Source organism: Candidatus Dedyshia acidiphila, assembly GCF_051025295.1.
Lineage (GTDB): Bacteria > Acidobacteriota > Terriglobia > Terriglobales > Acidobacteriaceae > KBS-83.
Window position 1 is genome coordinate 42265 of the sequence record NZ_JBMGJV010000012.1, and the last position, 25538, is coordinate 67802.

General features: G+C 63.4%; 20 protein-coding genes. 9 read left to right on the top strand and 11 right to left on the bottom strand.

Translation table 11 applies throughout. The features are described 5' to 3' along the window. Positions 1 to 13: 13 nt before the first annotated feature. The 4 genes from AC5IJH_RS07115 to AC5IJH_RS07130 are packed head-to-tail and all read right to left on the bottom strand — an operon-like array spanning position 14 to position 5986. Positions 14 to 853 (bottom strand): ABC transporter ATP-binding protein, encoded by an 840-nt coding sequence (locus AC5IJH_RS07115; RefSeq protein WP_491902116.1) that lies wholly within the window; start codon positions 851 to 853, stop codon positions 14 to 16. A gap of 8 nt (positions 854 to 861) precedes the next feature. Next, complete coding sequence (locus AC5IJH_RS07120) at positions 862 to 1641, bottom strand: MlaE family ABC transporter permease (protein WP_491902117.1); 780 nt, start codon at positions 1639 to 1641, stop codon at positions 862 to 864. Between the two features lie 30 nt (positions 1642 to 1671). Further along, a complete protein-coding gene (locus AC5IJH_RS07125) occupies positions 1672 to 3105 on the bottom strand; it encodes a sigma-54-dependent transcriptional regulator (protein WP_491902118.1) in 1434 nt (477 codons plus the stop codon). Continuing rightward, positions 3098 to 5986: an ATP-binding protein gene (locus AC5IJH_RS07130; RefSeq protein ID WP_491902119.1), complete on the bottom strand. Its 2889-nt coding sequence runs from the start codon at positions 5984 to 5986 to the stop codon at positions 3098 to 3100. The genes AC5IJH_RS07125 and AC5IJH_RS07130 overlap by 8 nt, the downstream gene beginning before the upstream one ends. A 389-nt stretch (positions 5987 to 6375) precedes the next feature. Between AC5IJH_RS07130 and AC5IJH_RS07135 the strand changes: the two genes are divergently transcribed. Next, on the top strand, positions 6376 to 7446 hold the full coding sequence (locus tag AC5IJH_RS07135; protein WP_491902120.1) for an alpha/beta fold hydrolase: 1071 nt from the start codon (positions 6376 to 6378) through the stop codon (positions 7444 to 7446). A 148-nt stretch (positions 7447 to 7594) separates the two neighbouring features. Then, positions 7595 to 8023, top strand: a complete 429-nt coding sequence (locus AC5IJH_RS07140; protein WP_491902121.1) for a hypothetical protein — start codon at positions 7595 to 7597, stop codon at positions 8021 to 8023. A 6-nt stretch (positions 8024 to 8029) separates the two neighbouring features. Here AC5IJH_RS07140 and AC5IJH_RS07145 read toward each other — a convergent pair whose 3' ends face one another. Continuing rightward, positions 8030 to 8665, bottom strand: coding sequence for an NAD(P)-dependent oxidoreductase (locus AC5IJH_RS07145; protein WP_491902122.1), 636 nt, complete (start codon positions 8663 to 8665; stop codon positions 8030 to 8032). Between the two features lie 188 nt (positions 8666 to 8853). Between AC5IJH_RS07145 and AC5IJH_RS07150 the strand changes: the two genes are divergently transcribed. Then, entirely contained in the window at positions 8854 to 9312 is a 459-nt protein-coding gene (locus AC5IJH_RS07150) for a PA2169 family four-helix-bundle protein (protein ID WP_491902123.1), read from the top strand. A 46-nt stretch (positions 9313 to 9358) separates the two neighbouring features. Here AC5IJH_RS07150 and AC5IJH_RS07155 read toward each other — a convergent pair whose 3' ends face one another. Together AC5IJH_RS07155 and AC5IJH_RS07160 are read right to left on the bottom strand one after the other, a co-directional pair. Beyond that, positions 9359 to 9886, bottom strand: a complete 528-nt coding sequence (locus tag AC5IJH_RS07155; RefSeq protein ID WP_491902124.1) for a DUF4149 domain-containing protein — start codon at positions 9884 to 9886, stop codon at positions 9359 to 9361. 144 nt (positions 9887 to 10030) lie between these two features. After that, the gene (locus AC5IJH_RS07160; protein WP_491902125.1) at positions 10031 to 10213 is read right to left on the bottom strand and encodes a hypothetical protein; all 183 of its coding nucleotides are present in this window, start codon (positions 10211 to 10213) and stop codon (positions 10031 to 10033) included. A 72-nt stretch (positions 10214 to 10285) separates the two neighbouring features. Here AC5IJH_RS07160 and AC5IJH_RS07165 point away from each other — a divergent pair, with 72 nt between their 5' ends. From AC5IJH_RS07165 to AC5IJH_RS07175, 3 genes are read left to right on the top strand one after another with little or no spacing between them, the layout of a single operon-like run. Then, positions 10286 to 10630, top strand: a complete 345-nt coding sequence (locus AC5IJH_RS07165) for an ArsR/SmtB family transcription factor (RefSeq protein ID WP_491902126.1) — start codon at positions 10286 to 10288, stop codon at positions 10628 to 10630. Next, positions 10620 to 11105: a VOC family protein gene (locus AC5IJH_RS07170; RefSeq protein WP_491902127.1), complete on the top strand. Its 486-nt coding sequence runs from the start codon at positions 10620 to 10622 to the stop codon at positions 11103 to 11105. Before AC5IJH_RS07165 ends, AC5IJH_RS07170 begins: the two co-directional genes overlap by 11 nt. Before the next feature lie 16 nt (positions 11106 to 11121). Further along, complete coding sequence (locus AC5IJH_RS07175; protein WP_491902128.1) at positions 11122 to 11670, top strand: hypothetical protein; 549 nt, start codon at positions 11122 to 11124, stop codon at positions 11668 to 11670. A gap of 27 nt (positions 11671 to 11697) precedes the next feature. Here AC5IJH_RS07175 and AC5IJH_RS07180 read toward each other — a convergent pair whose 3' ends face one another. Both AC5IJH_RS07180 and AC5IJH_RS07185 read right to left on the bottom strand, forming a co-directional pair. Continuing rightward, entirely contained in the window at positions 11698 to 12558 is an 861-nt protein-coding gene (locus AC5IJH_RS07180) for a zinc metalloprotease HtpX (RefSeq protein WP_491902129.1), read from the bottom strand. 187 nt (positions 12559 to 12745) lie between these two features. Continuing rightward, on the bottom strand, positions 12746 to 16063 hold the full coding sequence (locus AC5IJH_RS07185; protein WP_491902130.1) for a carboxypeptidase-like regulatory domain-containing protein: 3318 nt from the start codon (positions 16061 to 16063) through the stop codon (positions 12746 to 12748). Between the two features lie 436 nt (positions 16064 to 16499). On the opposite strand from AC5IJH_RS07185, the gene AC5IJH_RS07190 reads away from it, so the two are divergent. Together AC5IJH_RS07190 and AC5IJH_RS07195 are read left to right on the top strand one after the other, a co-directional pair. Beyond that, positions 16500 to 20015 carry a TonB-dependent receptor gene (locus tag AC5IJH_RS07190; RefSeq protein WP_491902131.1) on the top strand — a complete coding sequence of 1172 codons (3516 nt, stop codon included), beginning with the start codon at positions 16500 to 16502 and terminating at the stop codon, positions 20013 to 20015. Between the two features lie 150 nt (positions 20016 to 20165). Then, positions 20166 to 20489, top strand: coding sequence for a hypothetical protein (locus tag AC5IJH_RS07195; RefSeq protein WP_491902132.1), 324 nt, complete (start codon positions 20166 to 20168; stop codon positions 20487 to 20489). Between the two features lie 70 nt (positions 20490 to 20559). Here the strand turns inward: AC5IJH_RS07195 and AC5IJH_RS07200 are convergent, their stop codons facing one another. Then, entirely contained in the window at positions 20560 to 21969 is a 1410-nt protein-coding gene (locus AC5IJH_RS07200) for a carboxypeptidase regulatory-like domain-containing protein (RefSeq protein ID WP_491902133.1), read from the bottom strand. 381 nt (positions 21970 to 22350) lie between these two features. On the opposite strand from AC5IJH_RS07200, the gene AC5IJH_RS07205 reads away from it, so the two are divergent. Next, positions 22351 to 24135 (top strand): hypothetical protein, encoded by a 1785-nt coding sequence (locus tag AC5IJH_RS07205; protein WP_491902134.1) that lies wholly within the window; start codon positions 22351 to 22353, stop codon positions 24133 to 24135. 69 nt (positions 24136 to 24204) lie between these two features. Here the strand turns inward: AC5IJH_RS07205 and AC5IJH_RS07210 are convergent, their stop codons facing one another. Further along, positions 24205 to 25170, bottom strand: a complete 966-nt coding sequence (locus AC5IJH_RS07210; protein ID WP_491902135.1) for a TraB/TrbI/VirB10 family type IV secretion system protein — start codon at positions 25168 to 25170, stop codon at positions 24205 to 24207. Positions 25171 to 25538 lie beyond the last annotated feature (368 nt).

Here is a 25538-nt window from a genome sequence, read left to right on the forward strand (position 1 = left end):
CGACGCGTTCGCGTCAGGAGAGATATTCGCGCAAAAACGGATCGTCTGAGTGGACGAGATCGTGCGTACTGCCGTCGAACACCAGCCGTCCGTCGTTGAGCACCATGAACGTCGTCTCGCGATCCGCTTCGCCCGCCGGCAGCGGCACCATGTCATTGCGCTCACGATCGAAGACATGCGTGGCCAGCGTGAATGCATCCTGCAGACGATGCGTGATCAACAGTGAGCTGGTGTGGTACACATCCCGCTGCTTCATGATCAGCGCGATGATGTTCGTCGACGTGATCGGGTCGAGGCCGCCCGTCGGGGAGTCATAGAGCAGCAGATTCGGCTTCGCAATGATCGCGCGCGCAATCGCCACTCGTCGCCGCATGCCGCCTGAGAGTTGCGAGGGCAGCTTCTCCATCGTGCCGTCCAGTTCGACGAAGCGCAGCGCCTCTTCCACGCGCTGATCAATCTCTTCATCTGGCACGTGCCCCTCGATCAGCCGGTAGCCCACGTTGTCGCGGATGTTCATCGAGTCGAACAGCGCGCCCTCCTGGAACACCATGCCGACGTAGGCGCGCAGCGCGAAGATGTCGACCTCGTCCATGGCCGTGATCTCGTGGCCGAAGATGCAGATGCGTCCGCTGTCGGGCCGGATCAGCCCGTTCGCCAGCTTCATCAGCACGCTTTTGCCGCTGCCCGCCGGCCCCAACAGCAGCCGCGTCTCGCCCGGCTTCACTTCGAAAGAGACGTCCTTCAGTATCTCGTTGCGATCGAAGCGGATCGACACGCGGTCGAACAGAACCGGCACAGCATCCGGCTTCGGCTTGAAGCGCTCAATCGCGATCTCTTCGGCAGTGGCAGGCATGGTCGGCGCTATCGCCCGAAGATCCCGATCATCGTGCGGCTGATGATGAAGTCGATCACGATGATCAGCACGGACGCCACGACCACGGCCTGCGTCGTCGAGCGGCCCACACCTTGCGTGCCGCCGCGCGTGGACATGCCGAAGTAGCAGCCCACCGACGCGATGATGAACCCGAAGAAGATCGGCTTGATCAGCCCCTGGAACACATCCGCATACACCAGCGACTGGTACGCCGTGTGGAAGTATTGCGAGCCGCTCTGGCCCAGCAGAAAGACCGAGACGAACGCACCGCCCAGCGTGCCGACCGTGTCCGAAACGATAGTGAGGAAAAAGTTCATCACCACCGTCGCGACCATGCGCGGTACAACGAGCTTCTTCATCGGGTCGGTGCCCAGCGCTCGCATGGCATCGATCTGCTCGGTCACCATCATCGAGCCGAGCTCCGAAGCCATGCCGGACGCATTGCGCCCCGAGATCATCAGCGAGGTCAGCACCGGCCCCAGCTCTTTGATCATCGATAGCGACACCAGCGTGCCGGTCAGCGCCGTCGCGCCGAAGGTCGCCAGCGAAGACGCGGATTGCAGCGCCAGCACGGCGCCCGTAAAGAAGCCCGTCAGGATGACGATCGGGATCGAGCCCACGCCGATCAGATCGGCCTGCGTGAAGATGTCATTGACGTAGTGCGGGCTGCGAAAGATGTTCGTGATCGCCCGGCCGGAGAGAATTGCGTAGTCCTGAACAGAGCTGACGCTCTTCCGGGCAAAGCTGTCGAGCGAGCCGAAGGGCATGGCGGCATTGTAACGGGAGCCGCGCCTGACTTACTCCTTGGACTTCTTCCGGATTTCGATCGAGAGCCGTTTGATCTTCTGATTCAGTGTGGAAAGCGGGATCCGAAACTGCTCTGCCGCCTCCGTCTGGTTCCAGTTGCAGCGCTCCAGCTTGTCGATGATGATGCGGCGCTCGATGTCTTCGAGGATGTCGAACAGGGAAGCATTCGCATCGTGCTCGAGCAGGGAAGCCGCGTAGGACCGGCCCGTGAGCTCCCCTGGCAGCACATCGAGCGGGATGACCGCCGTGCGCGACAGAGCCACGCCGCGAGCCATCACGTGCTCCAGTTCGCGCACGTTGCCCGGCCAGTCGTAGTCCATCATCGCGCGCATTACCTCGGGCGCAAGGCGGCGCGTCTCGAGCCCGTTCTCCTCGGAAAATTGTTCCAGGAAGTGGCTGGCCAGCGGAGCTATGTCCTCACGCCGCGAGCGCAGCGGCGGCAGTTCGATCGTCACCACGTTCAACCGGAAATACAGATCTTCACGGAACCGGCCATCGCGCACCGCCTGCCGCAGATTCGAGTTGGTGGCCGCCAGAATGCGCACATCCACCTGCACCTCCTGCACGGAGCCGAGCGGGCGGAAGCGGCGGTCCTGCAGCACGCGCAGGATCTTGGCCTGTGTCTCGAGCCCCATCGTGCCGATCTCGTCCAGAAACAGAGTGCCGCCGTTCGCAATCTCGAACAGGCCCTTCTGCGCAGCGTGCGCCGAGGTAAAGGCCCCCTTCATGTGGCCGAAGAGCTGCGACTCCAGCAACTCCGCCGGCAGCGCGCCGGTGTTGATCGGCACAAACGGCTTGTCCCGGCGCGGAGAGTTCGCATGGATCGCCTTCGCGATCACGTCCTTGCCCGTCCCCGTCTCGCCCTGGATCAGCACGGTGAACCGCGATGGCGCCACCTGCGCGACCAGGTCGAGGATGCGGACCATCGATTCGCTCTTGCCGATAATGTTTTCGAAGTTGTAGCGCTGCTTGAGCGCGCGCTTCAGGTGAACGTTTTCTTCTTCCGTGCGGTGCTGCGTGATCGCCGCACGGATGTCGGCCAGCAGCTTCTCGTTCTCCCACGGCTTCTGGACGAAGTTGCGCGCGCCTGCCCGGATCGCATCGACCACGTTCGTCACCGTGCCGTACGCGGTGATCATGATCACCGGCAACTGCGGGTGGCGCTCCAGGATGCGCGGCAACAGGTCGATCCCGTTCTCGCCCGGCAGTGACAGATCAAGCAGCACCAGATCATAGGGCCGGCGGTCCAGCTCATCCAGACCCTTCACACCGTCGGCCGCCATGCCGATGGAGTAACCCTCAAGCGCCAGCAGCGTCTCGAGCGACTCGCGGATCGCCGCCTCGTCGTCAATGATCAGGATGCGTGCGCCCTGCGTGTCAGTGGAGGTCGCGGATCGGGCCAGCGTAGAGGTGCCTTCAGACATGCAGCGGTTTCCTTACAGCAGGGAATTCGAGGTGGAAGGTGGTGCCCTGGCCGATGGCGCTCTCGACCTGAATGCGGCCGGCATGTTCCTGGATGATCCCGTAAGTCACGGCCAGCCCCAGCCCGGTGCCGCGCCGCTGCTGCGCATCGGGCGCATTCTTCGTCGTGAAGAACGGGTCATAGATGCGCTGCAGGTGCTCGGGTGCAATGCCGGAGCCCGTGTCCGTGATCCTTACCGCCACGCGCCCATTCACGACAGTTTCCACCCGCAGCGAGCCGCCCGCATGCATCGCGTCGCGTGCATTCAGGAACAGATTTAGAAAGACCTGCTGCAGCTTGCCCGCGTTCCCCGCAATGCGCGGCAGCTCCGACGACAGGCGCACATCCACTTGGACCGCCGACGTCTTGAACTGGTGCTCCAGCAGCGTGAGCGTGTCGCGAATCACGCTGTTGAGGTCGATATCTGAAAATTCGGTCGAGCCGGTCCGCGAGAAATTCAGCAGGCTGTTCACGATCTCTGACGCGCGGAAGGTCTGGCTGGTGATCCGGTCGAGCAGCGGCGCAAGCCGCTCGTCGCCACGCAACTGCTTCGCCAGCATCTGCGTGTAGCTCGAAATCACCGCCAGCGGCGTGTTCACTTCGTGTGCGACGCCCGCCGCCAGCAGACCGATCGAGCTCAGCTTCTCCGCCTGTGCCAGTTGCGCTTCGAGCTGCATGCGCCCGGTAATGTCATCGACCAGGATGATCCGGCCCACGACCGAGAAGCTGCGCGACACCAGCGGCGCAATCGCGATATTCGCCGTACGCGTCTCACCGGTCCGCATGGGCAAATGGAACTTGTACAAATTGTGGACGCCCGGGTCGTCCTTCACCCGGTGGAACTCGGCCATGAACTCCGGCGGGAACACTGCGCTCAGCGGCTGGTTCAGCACATCCACCCGCGGCAGCGCGAACATGACCTCCATCTGCGCATTCCAGCTCTCCACCGTCTCATCGAGCCCGATCGCCAGGATGCCGACGTTGATCGACTCGACGATGTTCTCGTTGAACTCCTTTAGCCGCTCATATTCGCTGACCTTCTGCGCCAGCGACGCGTAGAGCCGCGCGTTCTGGATGGCGATGCCGATGTACGACGCCAGCGACTCCAGCAGCTCGACATCCTCGGAGGAGAGGAAGTCTCCGGACGTCGTGCGGCCCAGGCCAACGACGGCGATCGTCCGCTGCTGCACGCGACAGGGCAGGTAGTAATGCAGGTCGAGCGCCGCCGCAGCGCGCCGTTCGGACTCGCTCAGGTGCAAAGCGTTCTGCGGATTCTCGAGGAACAGGTGCGAGGTGGCTGCCTCACGGTGGCCAACCTCCTCCGGATGCGGGCTGGTCGCCAGCCGCAGGAAGCCTAGGTCGAGCGCACGCGCCGCTTCGCTGCCCGGTTCCACCCCCGGATTGAATCCGCTCGCCGCCGCCAACGTGTAGTGATGACGCGGCCCGTCGATGAACAGCGCCACGCGGGACACCAGCAGCGTTCGGGTGAGCCGGTCGGTTACGGACGCAAGCACCGCGTCCAGGTCCGTCTCTGAACTCAGCCCGCGCCCGAAGTCGATCAGCGTCTGCCGATAGTCGTAGCGCTGCCGGTCAAACACCCGGTCCACGCGCCCCTGGATGGCTCGCTTGAGCGGGTCGAACAACTGCGCCGTAATGATGATCGTGACCACCAGGCCCCAGGCGCCAAAGCTCGGCAGCTTGGTGTGCACCACCTCGGCAAACAAGCCGACTGCGCCGAAGTACAAGCCGATCAGCGCCGCCGTCGCCAGCGTGTACGCCACGCCCCGCTTGAAGATCAGGTCCACGTCCATCAGTCGGTAGCGCACGATGGCCCAGGAGAAGGTCAGCGGCAAGAAAGCGAGGCACAGCCCGGAGATCTTGTTCAGCACCGAGGGCGTCGGCCAGTCGGCCAGGTACGGCACCACGTAAAGCACGGTAAAGGGGATCACCGCCATCAGCGTCCCGCGCGTCAGCCACTTCAGTTGCTGCCGCCGCAGCGGGTCGTGCGTCCGCCGGTACTGCACCAGGAAGACGATCGCCGCGAGCACGTAGTACGCCGCCAGGTACCCGACCGCGATCTGGTCCAGCCGGTGCAGCAGCACCTCTGTGGCGGACCAGTAGAGGAATGCAGTGGCCTGTACTCCAATGACAATGGCCGCCGGCAGGTAGATCAGGCCCAGCAGCCGGCGGGGCAGCGTCGGGCGCTGGCTCCGCCCCCGATCCTCGGCAAACACCAGCGCGAAATGCAGGAACAGTGCCGGCTGCAGCGCCCCGGCCAGGATGTTGCCCCAGTAAATCGTCCAGTCAAACGCATTCAGCTTGCCCGTGGCATGGAACGCATACAGCACGAACGAAAACAAGCAGAAGACATAGAAGTGCGTCGAGTGCGGGGCCGTCCAGCGGCGGAACAGCACATACAGGCCGATCAGCAGGTACACCAGCGCAACCAGCCGCAACCCTTGGTACTGGGTCCGGTCCTGCGTGACCAGGATCACCGGTACATCGATCCGCACACCGGAGCGCTGCAGCGAGTAGTCGATCCGGCGGTAGGCGCCAGTGCGGTACCACTCCCGCACCAGGCTCGGCAGCCGCAGGGTCGGGGTCGCGTGCGCACCCGCCGTCAGCAGAATGTCGCCCGGCTTGATGCCCGCAAGCTCGCCCGGACTGCCGGCCGGCACGCGTTCCGCCTCAAGGCCCCCATGCGCTTCGACCCACCAGACCCCGTCCGTCGGCTTCTGGTACTCCGCGTCCTTCACCAGATTCAGGCCAGCAAAGATCGTCGCCGCCAGCGTGAACACTGCCAGCAGCAATACCGTCACCCGGGTTGGAAACGAGCGTTCCATGCGCGCGCGAAGAGTGAAAAGGGGTGCCTTCAGTGTAGAGCGAAGCACGCCGCTTGCCAGCCCTCATCGCTTCACCTTCGACCAGGGATCGGACTGTTAAGTCATGCGAAAACAAGGGTTGCAGTGCAATGCAACGACGCAGCCCGTCTCGCCAGGACGCGGCAAATGCGCCACACTTCCGGGAAACAGTAGTCATCTATGAGCCTGCATAGGTTCCCCTTCACACCGTCTCGCTTCCTACTCGCATCGCATCACCTCCGAGAGGACTGACCGCTTTTGGAACCGAGTGTCCACAAACGTGCATCCTTCCAGCGAGATTCGCTTCCTATGTTGCAGGTAGTTGAATAGCTTGAACGTTTGCATCTGCTTTATGCCTGAGGGTCCTCACCATGTCTCATCCCCGGCTGTTGCCTGAACTCGCTCCGCCCGCCCCGAAGGCATCGGGAAGTGGGCGTCGCAGCCAGGCCGCTTCGACAGCCGGTGGACGCCCTCCTCTCGCCACGACGTCCTCTGCAAGCCCTTCTCTCGCCAGTTGGATCAACACCCTGGGCGAGACGGCTCGTGAGGAGTTCGTCAGCATCCGGGACGCCAGCATGCACCAGCCTGCCCGGATGCGCTGCCTGGTCGCTGGCGACGGCCCGTCGCTCCTGCTGCTGCATGGTTTGCTTGGCACAGCGGATGCCTGGGGCACCGCAACGCAAAACCTCGGCACTACCTCCACGGTCTATGCCCCGGATGCCCTGGGAATCGGCGGCTCGGACCGCGTGCCCGCGCTCGACGTCAGCCTGACCGCCACCGCCGATCGCATGATCCAGTTGATGGATGCCCAGCGTCTCGATCGCGTGGACGTGGTCGGCACCTCGCACGGCGGCTCGGTCGCCCTCATGCTCGCGGCCCGTCATCCAGAGCGGGTCCGCAGTCTCGTCCTGCACGCCCCGGCCAACCCCTTCTCCGACATCGCCGATCCGCTGATCCGCTTCTACAAGAGCGCTCTCGGCCGCTGGTTCGCCTCCCGCATCCCCACCGTTCCTGCCGGCGTGCAGTCGCTCGCCCTTGGCCGCATGTACGGCGACGCCAGCCGCGTCCGCTCTGGCTCACTCGAGTGCTACATCCGCTCCCTCCGCATCCCCGGTACGGTCGAGTACGTGCTCAGCATCCTTGATCGCTGGCACGAGGACATGGCGGCGCTGAAGGCAGTTCTGCCCCGGCTGCGTGCGGTTCCCACACTCCTGCTCTGGGGCGATCGTGACCGCGCCGTTAGTCTCAGCAGCGCCGAGCGCCTGACCCGCCACTTCGACCAGGTCTCGTTGATCGTCATCCCGGGCGCCGGCCACCTGCCGCATGAGGAGGTCCCCGCGCCCTTTGCCACCGCCATCCAGAGCTTCTTGGGCGGCCAAAAGCGCGTCGACCCTCATCCCAACCGGATGCGACTCGTCGCCCGGCACGGCGCCACGCTCTAGGCCAGCCGCCCAGCGGTCTTTGCCGCTGGCTCGAAGACATTCGCCCCGACGTGTACTCTGATCGGGCGTACGCGGCCCGTTCAGGCACAGTTCTGAGCGGCTGCATCCCACTCTCGTCACATCTCAACAGCAGATCAGGAGGGTTCCCTTGAACCTCATCGCATATCGCACTCGCTCTGGCCGCATGGCCTCGTTCCTGCTCGCTTCAAGCCTCGCCTTCGGCATGGCCGCGCCGCTTGTCCTGGCCCAGACCGCCGGACAGGACCTCAAGAACGCTGGTCACGAAACTAAGGATGCGACCAAGGATGTCGGGCACGGCGTCGCCAGGGGCACAAAGAAGGTCTTCCACGCGACCAAACATGGCACCGAGAAGGTTGCAGACAAGACCAAGGAAGGCACCGAAACCGGCTACGACAAGACCAAGGAAGGCACCGAGGCCGGCTACGACAAAACCAAGAGCGGCACGAAGCACGTCTACCATTCGACCAAGCGCGGCACCAGGAAGGTCGTCCACAAGTCGGCGCGGGCCACGGAACACGCAGCCGACAAGGCAGCCGACAAGACCACCCCGCAGTAGTCTTGGCTACTCGGCCAGGTAGGCGCCGCGCCGGTGAAAGCGCGGATCGGTCAACTGGTCCAGCATGAACTGCGCCACATCCGCGCGTGAGATGTGGCGGCTGCTCGAGGGCAGTGCATCCGGCAGCACGCGATACGTCCCCGTCGGCTGGCCATCGGTCAGCCGCGGCGGACGCACAATCGTATAGTCCAGGTCACTCGCTGCCAGCAGCCGCTCCTGCGCACGATGATCGGCGGCCATGTGCCGCAATGCCGTCGCCCGCAACGCTCCATACAACATGTTCCAGATCGGCGCCTGATAGCGGCCTGCCGGATGCAGCGAACCGGCTGCGCCCAACGCCACAATCCGCTCCACAATGTGGAAGTGCATCGCGTTCAGGATGAGCGGAATGGCCCGGCTGAGCAGGGGCTCTGGTTTGCGGGTGCGTGCGCCCAGCGCCGAGAAGACGGCTCGTTGCCCGTCCATCGCATCGCCAACCTGCTGCGGATCGAACAGATCGCCGGCCACTATGCGCAGCCGGTCTTCCGGCATCAGCGCCTGCGGGTCGCGAACAAACGCGGTCACCTGGTGGCCCCGCTCCAGAGCGCCTTTCACCAGCAGCCGTCCTACCCCACCAGTGGCGCCAAAGACTATCAGCTTCATCCGTGATCCGCGTACCGCACAGCAAGGCCACTATACAGTGCGGGTTGCAATGCGCAGTTCATGTGCGCACGCTTCCGCCCGAGGGAGCATCCACCCGGACAACCTGCTCACCTCAGTCACATCCCACCAAACAGCGAATCACCACGCAGCATAATCATCGCAACATAGCGAAAGGGAAGAGGCATGGCATGGCGGAACACATTGCGTTGGATAAAGTGGAGTCGACCCTTACCGATCTGATCGAAACCTTGCGGGATGGCCATGAGGGTTTCCTCGAGCTTGGTCAGCGACTGACCGATCCTGCGGCGCGCCGTTTCTTCCTCGAAGAGACGCAAATGCGCAGCGAGTACGCCGGCGAACTCGAGAACGAGCTGCACCGCCTGGGCGTTAAGGACGTCAAGGCCAGCAGCTCAACGATGAACAAGGCACACCGCTTCTGGGGCGAGATGAAGGCCAAGCTGGGCGGCGGCGATCACGCGCTGCTCGACACAGCCGAGCAGGGCGAGGATGTCGCGAAGAAGGCCTACCAGAAGGCGCTTGAGCAGGAACTGCCCCTGCCCATCCGCGAGATGCTCACCCGCCAGCAGGAGCACATCCTCGGCGTGCATGATCATGTGAAAGCACTCCGCGATCAGACGAAGAAATAGCACTCGTAACAGAACGAGTTGCAATCCGGCCGGGCGGATGCCTTTCTTAGAGCGTGTCCAGCTCGGCCGGCCTGCGTCCGGCCACAAAGAACGCGATAAAGCCGAGCAGCAGCACGACGGTCTCCACGTGCGTGGACTGCTGGTGCAGGCTGTCGAAGGTGGCGCGCGCCGGACTCGACTCCGGCAGCGCGGCCACGCTGCCACCAGCCGAAGCCTGTGCCGTGTCCATCCGCGGGCTGATCGAGAACTGCGAGTACGCCGTCAGCAGGATCATCACCAGCACCAGCGCCGCCTGCGGCACCACGCTGTGCCAGCGCAGCCGTCGGCCGCGTAGCAGCAGGGCGCTGCAGGCCAGGAACACCACCCCGCAGATCAGCCCCATGTAATGCACGTGGCGCAGTGTGCCGCTCACCACCAGCCCCGCCCCGTGAATGCCCTCCGCGGGGTTGAGAAACAACGGCGGCAGCGCGCCAAACGAGATCGCGGCAACTTGCACAAAGAGAACCAGGGCACCCAGCCACAACCCCAGGCTGAGCAGGGACACGGTGAAGAGCAAAGTTCGCAGGCCTCGCATAACTCCAGAATACGCAACGTAGCGCGACACCAGTAGCTGGACTCCGTACTAGGGCAGCCCCACGGCTCTCTCGCTCAGGGTTCGTTCTCTGCCGCGATCGAAAGCCTTCCGGCTGAGGACAAGCGCGCTTGCCGTCACCTGACTTCACCGATCCATGTAGTTCAGGATCGGCCCAAGCAGGTACGCCACAAAGAAGCCGCTGCTGTAGATGATCGCTGAGCCCCAAAGCAGAGTTCGGCTCAGCTTGCTGACCTCACCGCACGTTGTTGGATCCTCAGCGTCACAACTCTCTCCGTTCCGCAGCCGCGGGGCGATAACGTAGGTCATGACGAAGCTGCACGCGATCAGCGCTTGTCTTGTCCATAAGCATTACCTTATGTATGATCCAGCCACACGCGCATGAATCAGGCCGACACCGTCTTCAAAGCGATCGCACATCCTGCCCGGCGGCAGATCCTGTTCCTGCTCGCGCGGTCGCAGTACTCGGTCAAGGAATTGACCCGAGCGTTCGCCATGTCACAGCCGGCCGTGTCGCAGCACCTGCGCGAACTGCGCAACGCGCGGCTCGTCACCTCGGATCGGAAGGGAATCGAGCAACGCTACAGGCTGACCGCCGATCCGCTGAAGCTCGTCTTCGATTGGTCCTCACAATACAAGCCGTTCTTCGATCCCGCTGGACACGCGTGGGCATTCAGCGAGGCGGAGCCAGTCAAAAAGAAGAGGACATCCCACCATGGCCGTTAAAGGGTCTGTGCCAGCTCGCGGCGTCATCGTGCCGCACCTTGTAGTTCGCCACGCGGCCGAGGCCGTGGCGTTTTACGAAGCCGCTTTCTCTGCGGCTGTCTTATATCGCTCGCCGTCGCCCAGTGGCGCGGGTGAGCACGTTCACCTGAAGATCTGGGACTCGCTTGTCCAGGTCTCGACCGAAGAACCTGCCCAGCGTGGCGAGCGTGCAGAAGGTGCATTGCTCGCCTCACCCGAGACACTCGCCGGATCGACATGTGTCTTTCAGGTCGCGGTGCCAAACGTGGATGAGGCATACAAGCGCGCTGTGGATCGTGGTGCCAGTCCTGCGCTCCCGCCCACTGACATGTTCTGGGGCGATCGCTACGGCTGGGTGCGCGATCCGTTCGGCCATGTCTGGGCACTGACAGAAGTGAAAGAAGAGCTCACGCTCGAGGAAGTCACGGAGCGGATGCGCCGATTAGCAACTCGATGAATGAAGGGACCTGACTATGAAAACGTTCAGCCTGGCCATGCTTCTTTGTACTCTGCCGCTTGCGGCGCAGACCCCATCCGCCAACTCACCCGCCGCTGGCACTCAGCCCGCGAGCACGCCCGATCCGTGGCAGTCCCTGCACTTTCTCGAGGGGACGTGGGAGGCAAAGACCAGCGCAGCGGCGGGGCCGTCCGCTAGTGGGCGGTACACCTTTATCCGCGAACTTGGAGGCCATGTCCTCGCCCGTCACAGCACCAGCGACCCGAACTGCAAAGGGCCCGCGAGCTTCGACTGTGCGCACGGTGACCTGCTCTATATCTTCCAGGACAGTCCCGGGCAGCCGCCGAAAGCCATTTACTTCGACAACGAGGGTCATGTCATCCACTACGGCGTGTCACTCACCGCGCCGGAGACCGTGACCTTTCTCTCCGAGCCCTCACCCGGCCCGCAGTTCCGTCTTGTTTATGAGCGGCAGGGCACGGCCATGACTGGCAGGTTCCAGATGCGCATGCCCGGACAGAACGATTGGCGCTCGTACCTGGAGTGGGCCGGCAGCAAGGACTGATCTGCTCGCTGCCGTCCGTGCCCTGACCTACGGCCGCAGGTTCGACGGACGCCCGGTCAGCCGCTCAATCCGCTTTGCGATCGGCGGATGCGTCGAGAACAGGCCCGCAAAGTCCGAGCCCGAGAGCAATGGCTGCACGATGAACAGGTGCGCCGTCGACGGCGTCGCCTGCATCGGCAGTCGCTTCGAGTACATCTCGAGCTTCTCCAGCGCGCTCGCCAGCGCATACGGATTGCCCGTCATCTGCGCGCCCGTCGCGTCCGCCTCGTACTCGCGCGAGCGCGACACCGCAAGCTGGATCAGTGTCGCCGCGATCGGCGCCAGGATCAGCATGAACAGCGCGCCGATACCCCCGCCGTCACGATCCCGGCCCCTGCCGCCGTAGCCGCCAAACAGCATCGCGAACCGCCCGGTGTGCGCCAGGATGGTGATCGCGCCAGCCAGGGTTGCGGCAATCGAGCTGGTCAGGATGTCGCGATTCCGCACATGGCCCAGTTCATGGGCCAGCACGCCGGCCAGCTCCTCGTCGTTCAGGAGGCGGAGGATGCCCTCCGTCACCGCGACGGAGGCATGCTTCGGATTCCGCCCGGTTGCAAAGGCATTCGGCGAGTCGTTCGGGATCACGTAAATCTTCGGCATGGGCAGACCGACACGCTGCGTCATCTGCTCGACTACGTTGTAGACCCGCGGCAACTGCTCGCGCGTGACCGGCTGCGCCCGATACATCGAGAGCGCCAGCTTGTCCGAGTAGAAGTAGGAGAAGAAGTTCATCGCGACGGCGATGCCAAGCGCCAGCAGCATCCCATTGCGGCCGCCGAAGTGCTCACCCAGCAGAACCAGGAACAGCGTCAGTGCGGTTAGCAGCAGCGCTGTCTTGAAGGTATTCATCGAAACCTCAACTTTCAGCACCAGACTACCCTGCGGTCAGCTCTCGAGCCCGGCGCCGATTTTTAGACGCACCAGCCTGCAGCCCGTTGCGACGCAGCCTGAACAGCCACGGCGAGTCTATGCGCAAGGTGAAAAGCAGAAGGCCCTGCCACATGGGCAGGGCCTCTCTGGTATCGCAGATCCAACCTTAGAACGTGAAGCTTGCCTTCAGCTGAATCAGGCGGGGTGACGCATCGCCGCCCAGGAACGCGCCGAGGATCGATGTCGGCGTACCCACCGTGCTGGTGATCGTGCCAATCTGCGCGTTCACATCGTTCGTCGGCTGACCGAAGTTCGGATGGTTGAACAGGTTGAAGAACTGTGCACCCAATCGCAGGTTTCCTGCTTCCAGCCGCGGGATATGGAAGCTCTTGGTCAGGTCCATATCCGTGTCCGTGTAGCCGGAGCCGCGGAACTGGTTCCGCCGCTGCTGCGAAAAGTCGCTTGCATTGTCGAAGTAGGCGTAACCGAGGGAAGAGTTGCCAGGGGTCCCCAGCTGGCACGGACTGTCGACAGCCTTGGCGCCAGCGCACGTGTGCGAGAAGCCCTTGTTCACAAGCTGCTGTGCAAACAAGCTGCCCGTGTAATTCTGCGGAATGTTCGAGTCGATGATCGTGAAGGGAAGTCCGGTGCTGTGGAAGACGGTACCCGCGATCTGCCAGTTACCGGTCAACCACCCGGGGCCGAAATGGCGCGGAATGTCGAGAACGTAATTGGCGCTGATGTAGTGCCGGATATCGTAATCCGCATTGCCGTAATTGGCTGACAGGTTGTGCGGATCCTGCGGATTGGTTGGGTTGCCGCTGAACGCGTCGAAGCCACCGTTCGAGACCTCATCCAGCGCGTGACTGTAGATGTAGTTGAACTGCAACTGCAGGCTCTTCTGCTGACGGCGCACCGTCACCAGGGCTCCGTTGTAGTTCGAACTGGCTGCTGTCGCGACCTCCGTGACGGCTGCGAAGGAAGGCTGCGGCGCCGTGTCCGGAAGATTGCCGAAGCCGTACGCATTCACGCCGCCGTTCAGGACCGGCTCGTGGTACCCATGGTTGCCGACGTAGGACGCCGCAACCACGGTGTGCGCATCGATCTGCTGCTCGAAACCAAGTGTGTAGGTCTCGTAGGTCGGCAGGCTGATCCGATGGATCGTCGATGTGTACGCCGGGGCCTTGAAGCCGATGCCAGCCGCCGCAAGACTATTGAAGCTCGCATTGCCCGCATAGCTGTTCCGGAAGGCTGCATTGGAGTTCGCTGCTGCCTGCTGCCCACTGTCGGCCAGCGCAGGATCCAGCGTGTAGCGTCCGCGCAGGTAGAACTGCACGTTCGTCGGTGCGTTGTTCAGCAGGTCGCCGGCAATCTGCCCGGGGAAGGTATCAGCAAAAATGCCAAACCCGCCGCGAATCGTCGTCTTCGAACCGGGGCCAAACGGCTGATACGCGAACCCAAAGCGAGGTTCATAGCCGACCGGCTGCTGCGCAGGGAAGGCCCGGTGCCGGCCAGAGTTGATGAGCTGGTTGTAAGGCGTATCGCCGCTGGTGTTGCTGGCCAATGCGCCGAACTCGGAGTTCAGGTTTGAGAACGCATTCAGATGGGACACGGGGTTGGAGTTGTGCTCCAGCCGCAGTCCCAATGTCACGTTCAAGTTGCGCGTCGCCTTCCAGGTGTCCTGGATATAAGCGCCCATGCCATAGAGCGACACTGGCTGCGTGTTGCGCTCCGGAAAGTTCTGGCGGAAGCGCGTCAGCAGTCCGGCGCCAAAGCTCTCTTCGGTCGCGTAGGCCTCCGGGGTAACCGCGCGCACCGACGGACCGTAGTCGGTGATGTTGTCGCGGCGAATCGACCAGCCAACCTTGATCGTGTGTGCGCCGTGGCTCATGCTCAGATCGTCAATGAACTGATACCCAGTGACATTGCGGCCCTGGGGGAAGGCGTAGTTTTCGCCTCCTGGCAAACTGGCCAGGCCGTTGTTCGCCAGGTCACCCGTCAGGAAGACCAGGGTGAACGGAACGACCTCATTCGCCTTCGCCTGCTGCGTGTTCGTGAAGATCGCGCGATAGTAGGCGGCCGCAAAGACGAACTGGTTTGTGACGTTCGGAGAGAAGCTGTGCGTCTCGCTCAGTTGTCCTTCATAGGAAGGCTGAGGGCTCGCCGCGTTGAAGACCGGGTTCAGCACACTCGTGAAGGTCGGCTGCGTGCCTTTGTCCATCTTGAAATGACCGAACAGGCGATCGTTCTGGCCGAGGTTCTGGTCGATACGCCCGGACATCAGCCACTCAGAGGCGAAGTTGCTTGCCGTTCCGTTGTAGATGACAGCGTTCGGATCAGCATCGTCCGGGGCAGCATTGGCAGCGCCGGGAGCGCTGTTGTACAGGTTGAAGATGCGCTGGTAGTACGGCACTTCTGACGGGTAGTTCGCCGCGACTGTGGCCAACGTGCTCTGCTGGAATGCGGGCGACGGCGCGTATACGGTCGCGCGGGAGGGGATGATGACACGAAGCCCTTCAGTATTGATGAAGAAGAAGGTCTTGTCACGACGAATGGGTCCACCAATCGCTGCCGCCCACTGGTTCGCATTGACGAACTGGCGTGGCGTCTGTTCACCCCGGGGCGCATGGTTGTTGAACCAGTCGTTCGCATTCATGATGCGACCGTTCCACCAGTAGGTCAGGTTGCCGTGCAAAGCATTGGAACCGGAACGGGTGATCTCGTTCACCTGCGCGCCACCCAAGCCGCCGAACGACGCGTCGTAGGCGGGGCTTGTCACGGACACGCTGGCGATATCGTTATTGCCGAGCAGCAGGTTCGTCGCGCCGGAGTTGTTCAGATTGAGGTAAGGATCGTTCTCGTACGAGCCGTTCGAGGTAAACGTGTTCGAGGTCGCCGGCAGACCGAAGGAAGAGAAGTTGCCGTACCCGCCCTGGGTGTTCATCACCGAGCCGGGGGCCGTCTGCGCCACAAAAGTCACGTCGTTGCCAGGGTTTGGAAGCTGCTGCACCGCCTGCAGATCGAACGTCGTGCTGATCGCGGCATCTTCTGTATGGAGCAGCGGCGCCGCCTCGGTAACCTCGATCGTCTGCGCGCCACCGCCCACGTTTAGCTTGACGCTTCCGTCCGTCGTCTGACCGGCAGCCACATTGAACTGCGTGCTCGTGGTCTGGAACCCGGCGCCGGACACGGTGGCCGAGTACTGTCCCGGCTTCACCAGCGGGATCCGGTACGCTCCCGAGGCGGAGGTGGTCACAGTCTTCTGCTCGCCGGTAGCGAGACTTTTCAGCTCAACCTTGGCATTCGGGATGACTGCTCCACTCGCATCCGTAATGGTGCCCGACACATCGCCTGATACAAGGGTCTGGGCCGATGCGATGGGAGTGTGCAGCGTGGCGGAACCGAGAATAAGGGTCGCAACCGCGAGAATGCTGCTCGCGCCGCTGTTCCTGAAGCTATTCCGCAGAGAGCTCAACGAAGACAAAATAAAATCCTCCAAATAGCGATATCGCTTCAGGGGCACGTCGCGTGCCAAATCAACTTTATTGGGCTCAGTAACTTATCAACCGGCTCCTTTCTGGGTAACTCACTCGTTAATAACTACTTATACTAACTCGGAGGCCGCGGCTCTTGGTGTGCTGAATCGGCCGCGCAATGCAGCTATACGGGAATTTGTAGACCACCTTTCGCAAAACGGAAGCTGAGCTGAACGTTCGACTTCCCCCAAAGGTTGGCCCGTTGACTGCAAATCACTGAGTCAGGAAGAGTTGCCTCACGAGGTGGATTTTTTTGCGGAGGGCAGTCGCGGAGGTCTGTCAATTGCACATTACGGTCACATGAAGAGTCGGAAACCGCTCAACTTCCTCCTCCGGGGCCGCTTGCATGGGTCCCTCGCGACCGCGCTTCTCCCACTGTCCATCATGGCAACCGTCGGCGCCGGTTCGCTCTGGTCGCAAGCCACACCGACGAGCGGCGCAATCCAGGGCTCCATCACCGATCCGTCCGGTGCGGCCGTTCCGAATGCCCAGGTCACGATTCTCAATACAGCCACCGGCAATACCCGCACTCTTACGACGGATTCAGCCGGCCTCTACAACTCAGGATCGTTGAACCCGGGCCAGTACGCCGTCACCGTGGTCGCTCCCGGCTTCCAGAAACTGCAGTCCACCGTCGCGGTGAACGTCAATGTCATTTCTGGCGGCAACTTCAAGCTTCCCGTCGGGCAGAACAGCCAGACCGTCACCGTTCAGGCTGGCGCAGTCCAGGTCAACACCGAGCAGTCGAGCGTTCAGAACACCCTCACTACCCAGCAGATCGATACGCTGCCGGTAAACGGTCGCAACTTCCTCGACCTGGCGCAGCTTGAGCCCGGCGTTCAGCTCCAGAGCGGCGAGACCTTCGATCCCACCAAGGCGGGCTACTCCGCGCTCTCCTTCAGCGGTCTGGCCGGACGCACCACGCGCATCCAGCTCGACGGCCAGGACATCACCGACGAGACCGTCGGCACGACCATCTTCAACGTGTCGCAGGGCGCCATCGATCAGGTGCAGATCTCCCGCTCCACGCAGGACATCACCGGCGACATCACCTCCACCGGCTCGGTGCAGGCCGTCACCCGCTCCGGCACCAACCGCTTCCACGGCAGCGCGTTCTACAACTTCCAGGATCACTCGGTTGGCTTCGCTACCGAGCGTGGTGTGGACACTCCGTTCCAGCGCAACCAGTTCGGCGGCAGCATTGGCGGCCCGATCCTCAAGGACAAGCTGTTCTTCTTCGGCAACATCGAGCGCGTCAAGCAGGACACCGGCACCATCAACACTGTCGGTCCGCTCTTCGCCAGCATCGGAACGCAGTACCCGTTTGTGCCGTCGCCCTTCCGTGACACCTACTCGACAGCGCGGCTGGATTACAGCGGCTGGCACGCGATCCATTTCTTTGCCCGCGCCAACTACGAAGTGAACTCGGCGGTTTCGGCCTTCGGCAAGGGCTATTCGATCTACGCCAACCGGGACAACACGCCCGGCATCGCTGGTGGCGCGGACTTCTCGACCGCGCACACCACCCACAGCGTGCGCGTCAGCTACGAGAAGTTTCACAACCTGATCGGCAATGCGGTGAGCAGCTCGAACACCTACTACGCCGTTCCGGGTATCGAGTTCTACTACGCCGCGCAGGGCCTCTACAGCGGTCCCAACTACCTGGCCCCGCAGCAGACCTACCAGTCCGACAAGCAGTTCCGCTATGACGGAAGCTGGGTCAAGGGTGCACACAACATCCGCTATGGCGGGGGCTTCAACCGCATCCTCGGCGGCGGCTTCGCCGGCTTCTTCAGCCTGGCGCCGCGCATCTCGATCAACAGCGGCAGCCTCACGGCCGGCGGAGACGAACACAACCCGCTCGACTATGCGCCGTACGGCGTCATCCTCGGCAACGGCCAGGGCTACTTCACCGAACTGCCCGGATTCGGCGCTCCCGCTGGTGGTCAGGGCGACTGGCGCACCTTCGCGTACGTCGCGGACAGCTGGAAGCTCCGTCCCGACTTCACCTTGAACTTCGGACTGCGTTGGACGCGCGACACGGGTCGCTCCGATGCAGATCTCGCCCCCATTCCATGCTCCGTGGTGGATACCTCGCTCACCGGCTACAACCCGTGCGCATCTTCCAGCGATCGGCTGCTCGATCAGTTCGGTCCGGGGCTCGGGGCGCGGGTGCGCCAGCCGAACTTCGACATGGGTCCGCAGCTCGGCTTCGCCTGGAGCCCGGGTGGTACGGGCAAGACGGTGATCCGCGGCGGCGTCGGCGTCTACTACGAAAACTCCGTCTTCAACAACGTCCTGTTCGACCGGCCGTTCAAGCTTGCGCAGGGCCGCTTCTATGCGACCAAGGCGCTGTGCTCCGCCTATGGCTCCACCTCCTACACGCTACCCGGCAGCAATCAGGTGATTGACGTCACGGACCTCTGCAACGAGCCGATCTCACAATCCGGGCCGGCCTTTGCTGCCTTGCAGCAGCAGTACCAGCAGGCGACAACCGCCACCGGTGGCATCTCGCAGAATGGCGATTACGTCGGCAACACGCTGGCTATTCCGACAGCAGCCGGCTATGCCGCGTATGCCCCGAACTACAAGACCGCCTACTCCACCCAGATCAACCTGGGCCTGCAGCGTGAATTGTGGCGCGGTTCTGTGCTGAGCGTCGATTACATCCACGCCGTCACCAATCACATCGAGCAGGCCATCGATACGAATCACGTCGGCGATGCCCGGTATTTCGATCCCGCTGCTGCTGCATCTGCCATCGCAGCAACGCTGGGGGGCGCCAATAAGAAGAAAGCTGCATACGCCTCGATCGAAGACGCCATCTCTGGCGGCCTGACGATCTCGGACTTCGCCAAGAATGGCCTGGACTCTGGTGTGCAGTTCAATGGTGGATACCCCGGATACGCGCAGAGCGATCCGACTGATCCGACCAGTCCGTTTGTCGGATCAATTGCCTTCCCTGGCATCAACAAGCAGGTCGGTCAGGGCTGGTTCCAGTTCCCGGGCGGTCGCGCCGGTTACGATGCCTTCCAGGTGAACTTCCGCCAGCAGGCCAGCCACCCCGCACCCGGGATCGCCTCCTCGAACTTTGAGGCTTCCTACTCGCTGTCGCGTGAGGTCAACACGACCACTGGCGGTTCGGATTCGTTCTTCACTCCGAACGCCTGGGATTACAGACAGCCAACCCGGTTCATCGGACCTGGCCAGCTCGATCGCACCCATATCTTCTCCTTCGGCGGTTCCGCTCTGTTGAAGTACGGTCCGCGCGTCGGCGTCATCGGTCACTTCTACAGTTCGCCCGCCAGCAACCTGGTCATGGACACCACAACAGGCGGCACAAGAGGCCAGATCTTCCGGAGCGACTACACGGGTGATGGTTCGATCGGTGATCTGTTCCCGGGCACAAACCCTGGAGCCTTCATGCGCCAGTACAACCAGAAGAATCTGTCCAAGCTGATCGACCGCTACAACAACTCGTTGGCGGGCACCCTGACCCCCGCGGGGCAAACCCTGGTCAATAGCGGGTTGGTCACTGCTGATCAACTCTCCCGCCTCAAGGGAGTCATGCAGCCGGTTAGTATCGCCCCGGGGAAGACGCTGCGGAACTATCCGTTCCGTACGCTCGACGCGAACTTCACCTACCCCATCAAGCTGAAGTGGATCTCAGAGACGGCTACGCTCGAGCCAGGCGTCGCCATGTACAACATCGCCAACTTCGGCAACTACACACTCAACAACTACGATCCTGAGCTGCTGATTGGCGCAGGCGACTCCAACTACCCCAACGGTCCGTTCGATTACAGCGTCAAGGACCAGAACCGCGTATCCCGCGGCTCCGGCACCTTCGACCAGGGCGACGCCCGCTCGACCGAGTTCCAGCTCCGCTTCACATTCTAAAGAGCGATCTGGAAGTCTCTGCACAAGGGGGAGGGCGAAAGCCCTCCCCCCTTGTTTTTTGCATTTGACACACGCGCGGTTCCAATATAACGTCTCCGCCGTAGTCAAATATGTAACCGCGGAGTGTCGTAAATGTCTAAGCTTCTGCTGATGAGCTGCGCCCTCGCCACGCTCTCCATCGCCTCCTTTGCCCATGCAGAAAGCGTCGGATTCTGCGAGCAGTTGCAGCACTCCGAGTTCGAAGAATGTCAGGCCGAGTACAGCGGCTGCCTTTCCTCGGGAGCAACCTCTTCCACCTGCTCGCAAGCGCGCACAAACTGCGTCGCGCAGTCCCAACGGGATTACCAGGCTTGTGTCAGCGGATGCGAGTCGAAAGGTGCATGCAACGGCGGAATGGGCGTCGGCATGGCTGCCGGCCTTCCCGCAGCCCGGATGCTGACTGTCAGACTTCCACAATTGAAAGCGCTGGAGTAGTTTTCGCGCTCTGAGGGCTGGCGCGGATCGTCTCCGCGCCGACTCCCTTAACTCTCCCAGCGGGCCACCGTCAGCGGCTCAGCGCCCGGCGAATCACGGCTTCGAGCGCCTGCTTGTGAGCCGCGTACTCCACCTCACCCACATTGCCGCGCGCGCGATCGGTTTCGAGCGCAAACAGCTCTTCCTTCAACGACGTCAGCAACAACTGGCGCTGCCGCTCCGGATCGGGCTCCGCCGGCAGACCGTAGCCGCTCTGCGCCTGCACCGCGCCAACATACCCGGACTGCGCAGGGACGGGCTCTGCCGCAGCGGGTGCGTAGGCCGGGCTCTCGGGGCGGCTTGCGTAGTTGCTCATCGGCGCTGCCGGGGAGGGCGCCGCCGGCGAGCCGTAACCCGTGTCGGTCGCAGCCTCGTCCTCAGGATCGCGAGGAGAGCGGCGCAGGAAGATCGCTGCCCCAATCACAAGAATCAGCCCCACCCCGGACAGGATCCACCACTTGTACTTGGTGAGCGGGTCGGGCGTATCGATCGGCGTCCCCAGGCCGCCGCCTGGACGAGTATCCTGCGCCGCGGTGCCTCCGCCGGCCTGGCCTGCAGCACCCGGCTGACCCGCGCCACCATTCTGCGCGGTCTGCACATCGCGCGGCAGCGAGCCCGATCCCGAGACCGTGAAGCCGAGCGCCTGCGTCGGGCTGACATTCTTCGCGACAAACGTCTGCGCGTTGATGTCGTCATTGATCGGCTGGTACGGGGTCGATGGGTTGGGCCGGAAGGTCATGCTCTTCGGCAACATCACGACCACGTTGTCCGCCGCCCCGGCCAGCTTCGGCGCAAAGCTCGCGCTGCCGGAGTAGGGCAGGCTGTAGCTGACCTGGAACTGTGTCTCCCCCGGCCGCAGCGGGAACAGGTAGGCGTAGTGCCCCTTTTCGCCCATCGGCGCGGGCGAAGACGCGACCGGCATGCCGCCCGGCCCCATCGCCGCGGCGCCCTCCACCTTGGCATCCGCCGGCAGGTAGATCTCGTACGAGTGATTGGAGAACTGCGTCCGTGGCGGCGTGGAGTCGTTCTTGACAAAGTAGCTCTGTGTGACGTGCAGCCCCTGCGGGTCCGTCTCCACGCGGATCACGTTCGCTTCCGTCGTGATGCCCGGCACCGTCGCCGCCACGTCGTAGACCTGCACATCCACGTTGTTGGTGCCCGGAGGCGCAGGCTGGAAGTAGCTAGCCTTCTCGTGGTCGACGCGGATCAGGTGCATGCCCTGATCGGGCACATCGATGGAAAACTTGCCGTGCGCATCGGTCTTGGTGCGCGCCGTCTCCTGCATGCGCTGCTGCAGCGAGATCAGGATCACGTCATCGCCGGCCGAGGGCTTGTTGATGGTCCCGTCCGTCACCGTGCCGGTGATAGAAGCCGCGAGCAGGGAAGGCGCGAGCCCGAGTGCGGTCAGCAAAGTGGAAGAAAACAGCAGCGTTCGTCTCATGTTGATTCTGCCGTTAAGGATACTGCGAATGCCCGGGCCCGGAGGCAGGAACTTCGACCCGGCGTCCCGGCGGCTTGATCCGGCGACCAAAGAGACCTGACTGCCCGCAGTTCCGCTGCTGGCTCCCCCGGCTCCTCTATCTCCGGAGCCAGCCCGTTCGTCAGCCATAGATAGCGTCGGTTAGCCCACGCACGCGGCATGATAACCAATCGCTACAACAAGGGCTCAAAAAGACACAATAAGGGTGACGAATTTGCTCCATAAAAATGCGTTGGAACAGGCAACCCGCTGGTCTGAATCCATGCAGCAATGTTCATGAGGGAACTGTTCGCTCGGGTAGACCGATCGTGACGGGCCGCATCTACCCAGAGAGAGGACTGCATGAGCCCTGGGTATTTGAATGAAGCAACGGCCTCATTCCCCCGCCGTCTCCCCGATCCGCTGTCGCGATTGCAATCGGCCACCGCGCAACTGATCGCGCTGCTCGCTCCGCTCCGTCTGCCCGGGACTGACCCATCACTTGCCACCTTATCTGCGCTTGAGCGTGCGCTCGACCAGCGCGTCATGGAAGCGGGCGGGACGGCTCTGCTGCTCGGCGAGTCCGAAGCCGCGAAGTCTCGCTTTCTGCACGCGCTTCTTGATGAGCCACCACACAGTCGCGCTGGAGAACCGACGGGGGCGAGCCGCGTGGCGCGCTCCGCCTGCACCTGGATCACCTATGGCCGCGAGCCCGCCGCGCTCGTCACCACGGGCCGCGGCCGCACCACCAGCCTGCGCCCGGCGCAGCTCCCCGGCTATCTCGCCAACCAGTCGCGCGGCTCCATCGCGCAGCCGGTCGTGCTGCGTTCCCCCAGCGCTGCGCTTGAGGCGGGTCTGGTGCTCATCGATGCGCCACAGCTCACACCCGACACCTCCGGCTTCCTCGAGCGCACTGCCGAGGCGCGTGCCCAGGCCAATGCCATCCTGTTTCTCATCGAAGCAGGCCGCGCTCCTACCGAAGCCACGCTCCGTGTCCTTCGTGCGCTGCGGCCGCGCGACTTCCTCTTCGTGCTTGAAGCGCCGCCGCCCGATGCAGCCAAGTCCGGCGCAGCCGGATCCCGCCGTGCCGCCGCCATCGAACTCGAAGAGCGCCTCGCGGCGTTCACGTTATCGCAGTACGGCGGGGTCCGCGATCCCCAGGTGGTGACGCTGCCCGCGCGGACGTCGAGGGATTCGAACGAGGACTCGGCAGCACCCGCAGCTGCCCATCGTGCGATGCTCGAGCGCGCCAGCGCCCTATGGCAGACCACCGCGGCGCACGATGCAGCTGCCGCCGCGCATCGACTCCTCGAAGAGCTGAATGCCATGGTCGACGGCTCCGGCATTGCGCTGCGCACGCGTGCGAGACTGCTGGCCGCCATGCCAGAGCTGCGCGAGCTCGAACAGCAGATCGCCGATGCAGCAGCAGAGCTGCGCGACGCCCCCGTCCCCCTGGCCGGCAGCCCGCCGCCAGCCCCCGCACCCGGACCCACTCTGGTCCCCCCGCAGCCGAGCGACCCGGCGTCCCTCCCCGACTCTGCAGAACCCACCGCTGCGGCGCCTCTGCTGACAGCCGAAGCCTCTGAGCCAGCCCCGGAGAGCGCTGCCGTCTCTAATGCGTCCGGCTCGCCCGACGCGTCGACCCGGCCCGATGCGACCCTCAGCCCACGCGTCGAGGTCGCGGACGCCACAGCCCGCCCACGCCAAGAGGACCAGCCGCGGCCCACGCCACCTGTCGCCGCAGCGCCCTCAACCACAGCAGCCATCACACCTGCAGCAGTGAGCACACCATCCGCCGCACCCACGGCAGATGAGGTAACCGCGGCAGCCTCGTCTTCGATCTTCGTCAGGCTCGCAGATTCAGCGGCTGCTTTGCGCTTCCGTTCGCACGACGATCCGCATCCTGTGCCGAACGCATTGCTGCGCTTCCGTCCCATGTTGCTCGCTGCCGTAGCACTTGCCATTCTGTGCGCTGTGCTGCTGTCTATCGCGCTGCGGCATCACGCATCGGCTCCTGCGCCCGCTCCCGCCGCATCCGTTGTGCAGCCATTGAGCGCTTCCGTAACGCCGACGAAGCAGGTCAAGCCACATCGCCGCCATCGAAGCTCCCGTACACACAAGGCCGCCAGCCCTGCGCCGGCGCAATAGATCGACACACGCTGCAAAAGAGAAGGGGAGCCGGATGGCTCCCCTTCTCCTTTGCAGCGTCAAGTACGTTTAGCGCGATGCGGTCGTTGTCACCGGCGTGAGCTGCATCGGCCGGGTCAGCCCGAACGTCAGCTCCGAGCCTGCGGGCAGCACGGCTGCTTCACGGTTCCTCAGGATGTGCGTCGTGGTCAGGCCTGCGCCCACCACCGTCCCCACTGCCGCCCCGATCGGGCCGCCAAAGACTGCACCGCTCGCTGCACCCGCGCCTGCACCGATGGCGTACTCCGTGCCGATGCGCTTCGGTTCGTCGCGTGTCTCGATGGTGCCTTCGCTATTCACCTTCGTGTGTGAACCGCGCGCGGTCAGGCTGGGTACAGCAGTGATGCTGTAGCGCATGCCGTCGGGCAGTGTCACTTCGCTCGCCAGCAGCCGCATGGTCGCTGGACCCGCGATGCGGCGGCCGTAGTCAGCATGCACGACGCGTCCATGCACCACGGAGCCGGCCGGAATGATCACGCGCCCATTCTGCATCACGTCCTGCGTCACCTGTGCGGTAAAGAGCGTGCCGGTGCCGTTCTCGCTTGAGGACAGCTCGCGATCGAGTCGCGTGTGAATCGCTGTGCCTTCCACAAGCTGATTCGCCGGGATCGAGACGGCGGTCACGATATCTGCATCGGGATCGGACGCGGTCGCGCTGCGCCGCTGCAGACTCGGCGCCGTCGCCGCGGAAGAACCACCGGTCACGATGTCTTCGTCCGGATTTGCCGCACTCCGGCCCGTTGCATTCCCGTCCGCCGCTTTCACCGCAGGCATCGCCGCCGACGGCTTCGCTACAGGTGCGGGAGCTGCGGCCACCGCCGGGGGCGGTGTCACCTCGGGCGCTTCGGTCGCGCGGATCACGTCCGTGACCGGCGGCTCGGAGGTTCCTTGGTACGGGCTTGGTTTTCCTGCGCTCTGGGCCATTGCAACACCGCCCAGCAGCGCCAGCGTGGCCCCGGCAAGCATCCTCTTCGCTACGTTCGAGGTCAGCTTCATCTCGTCTCTACCCCCACCCACTCTGAATCTCTTAGGTCACCACTGGCCAAAGCCGCACCAGCAGAACTGCAACACTGGACACAGCCTAGCGGAAGAAGTTGTGCCTGCCTTGCGATTGAAAGGCCGCGTACCAGCGCGGTTACCCGGCTGCCGTGCTCTCGTGCTTGGGAGCGCTTCCTGCCTCGCCCGACGGCAGTCATTCTGCTTTGTTAGACTTGCGGTGTTGCGCCTTTGCCGGCCGCGATCGCGTCTCACGCCGGCGGGCCTGAACGAAGCACGTGCCACCCTACCCTTGTCTAGGACCCAGCCCATTCCCATGAGTGACCCGAACGGATGAGTGAATGGATCAGCATGATTGGTGGCGTCAC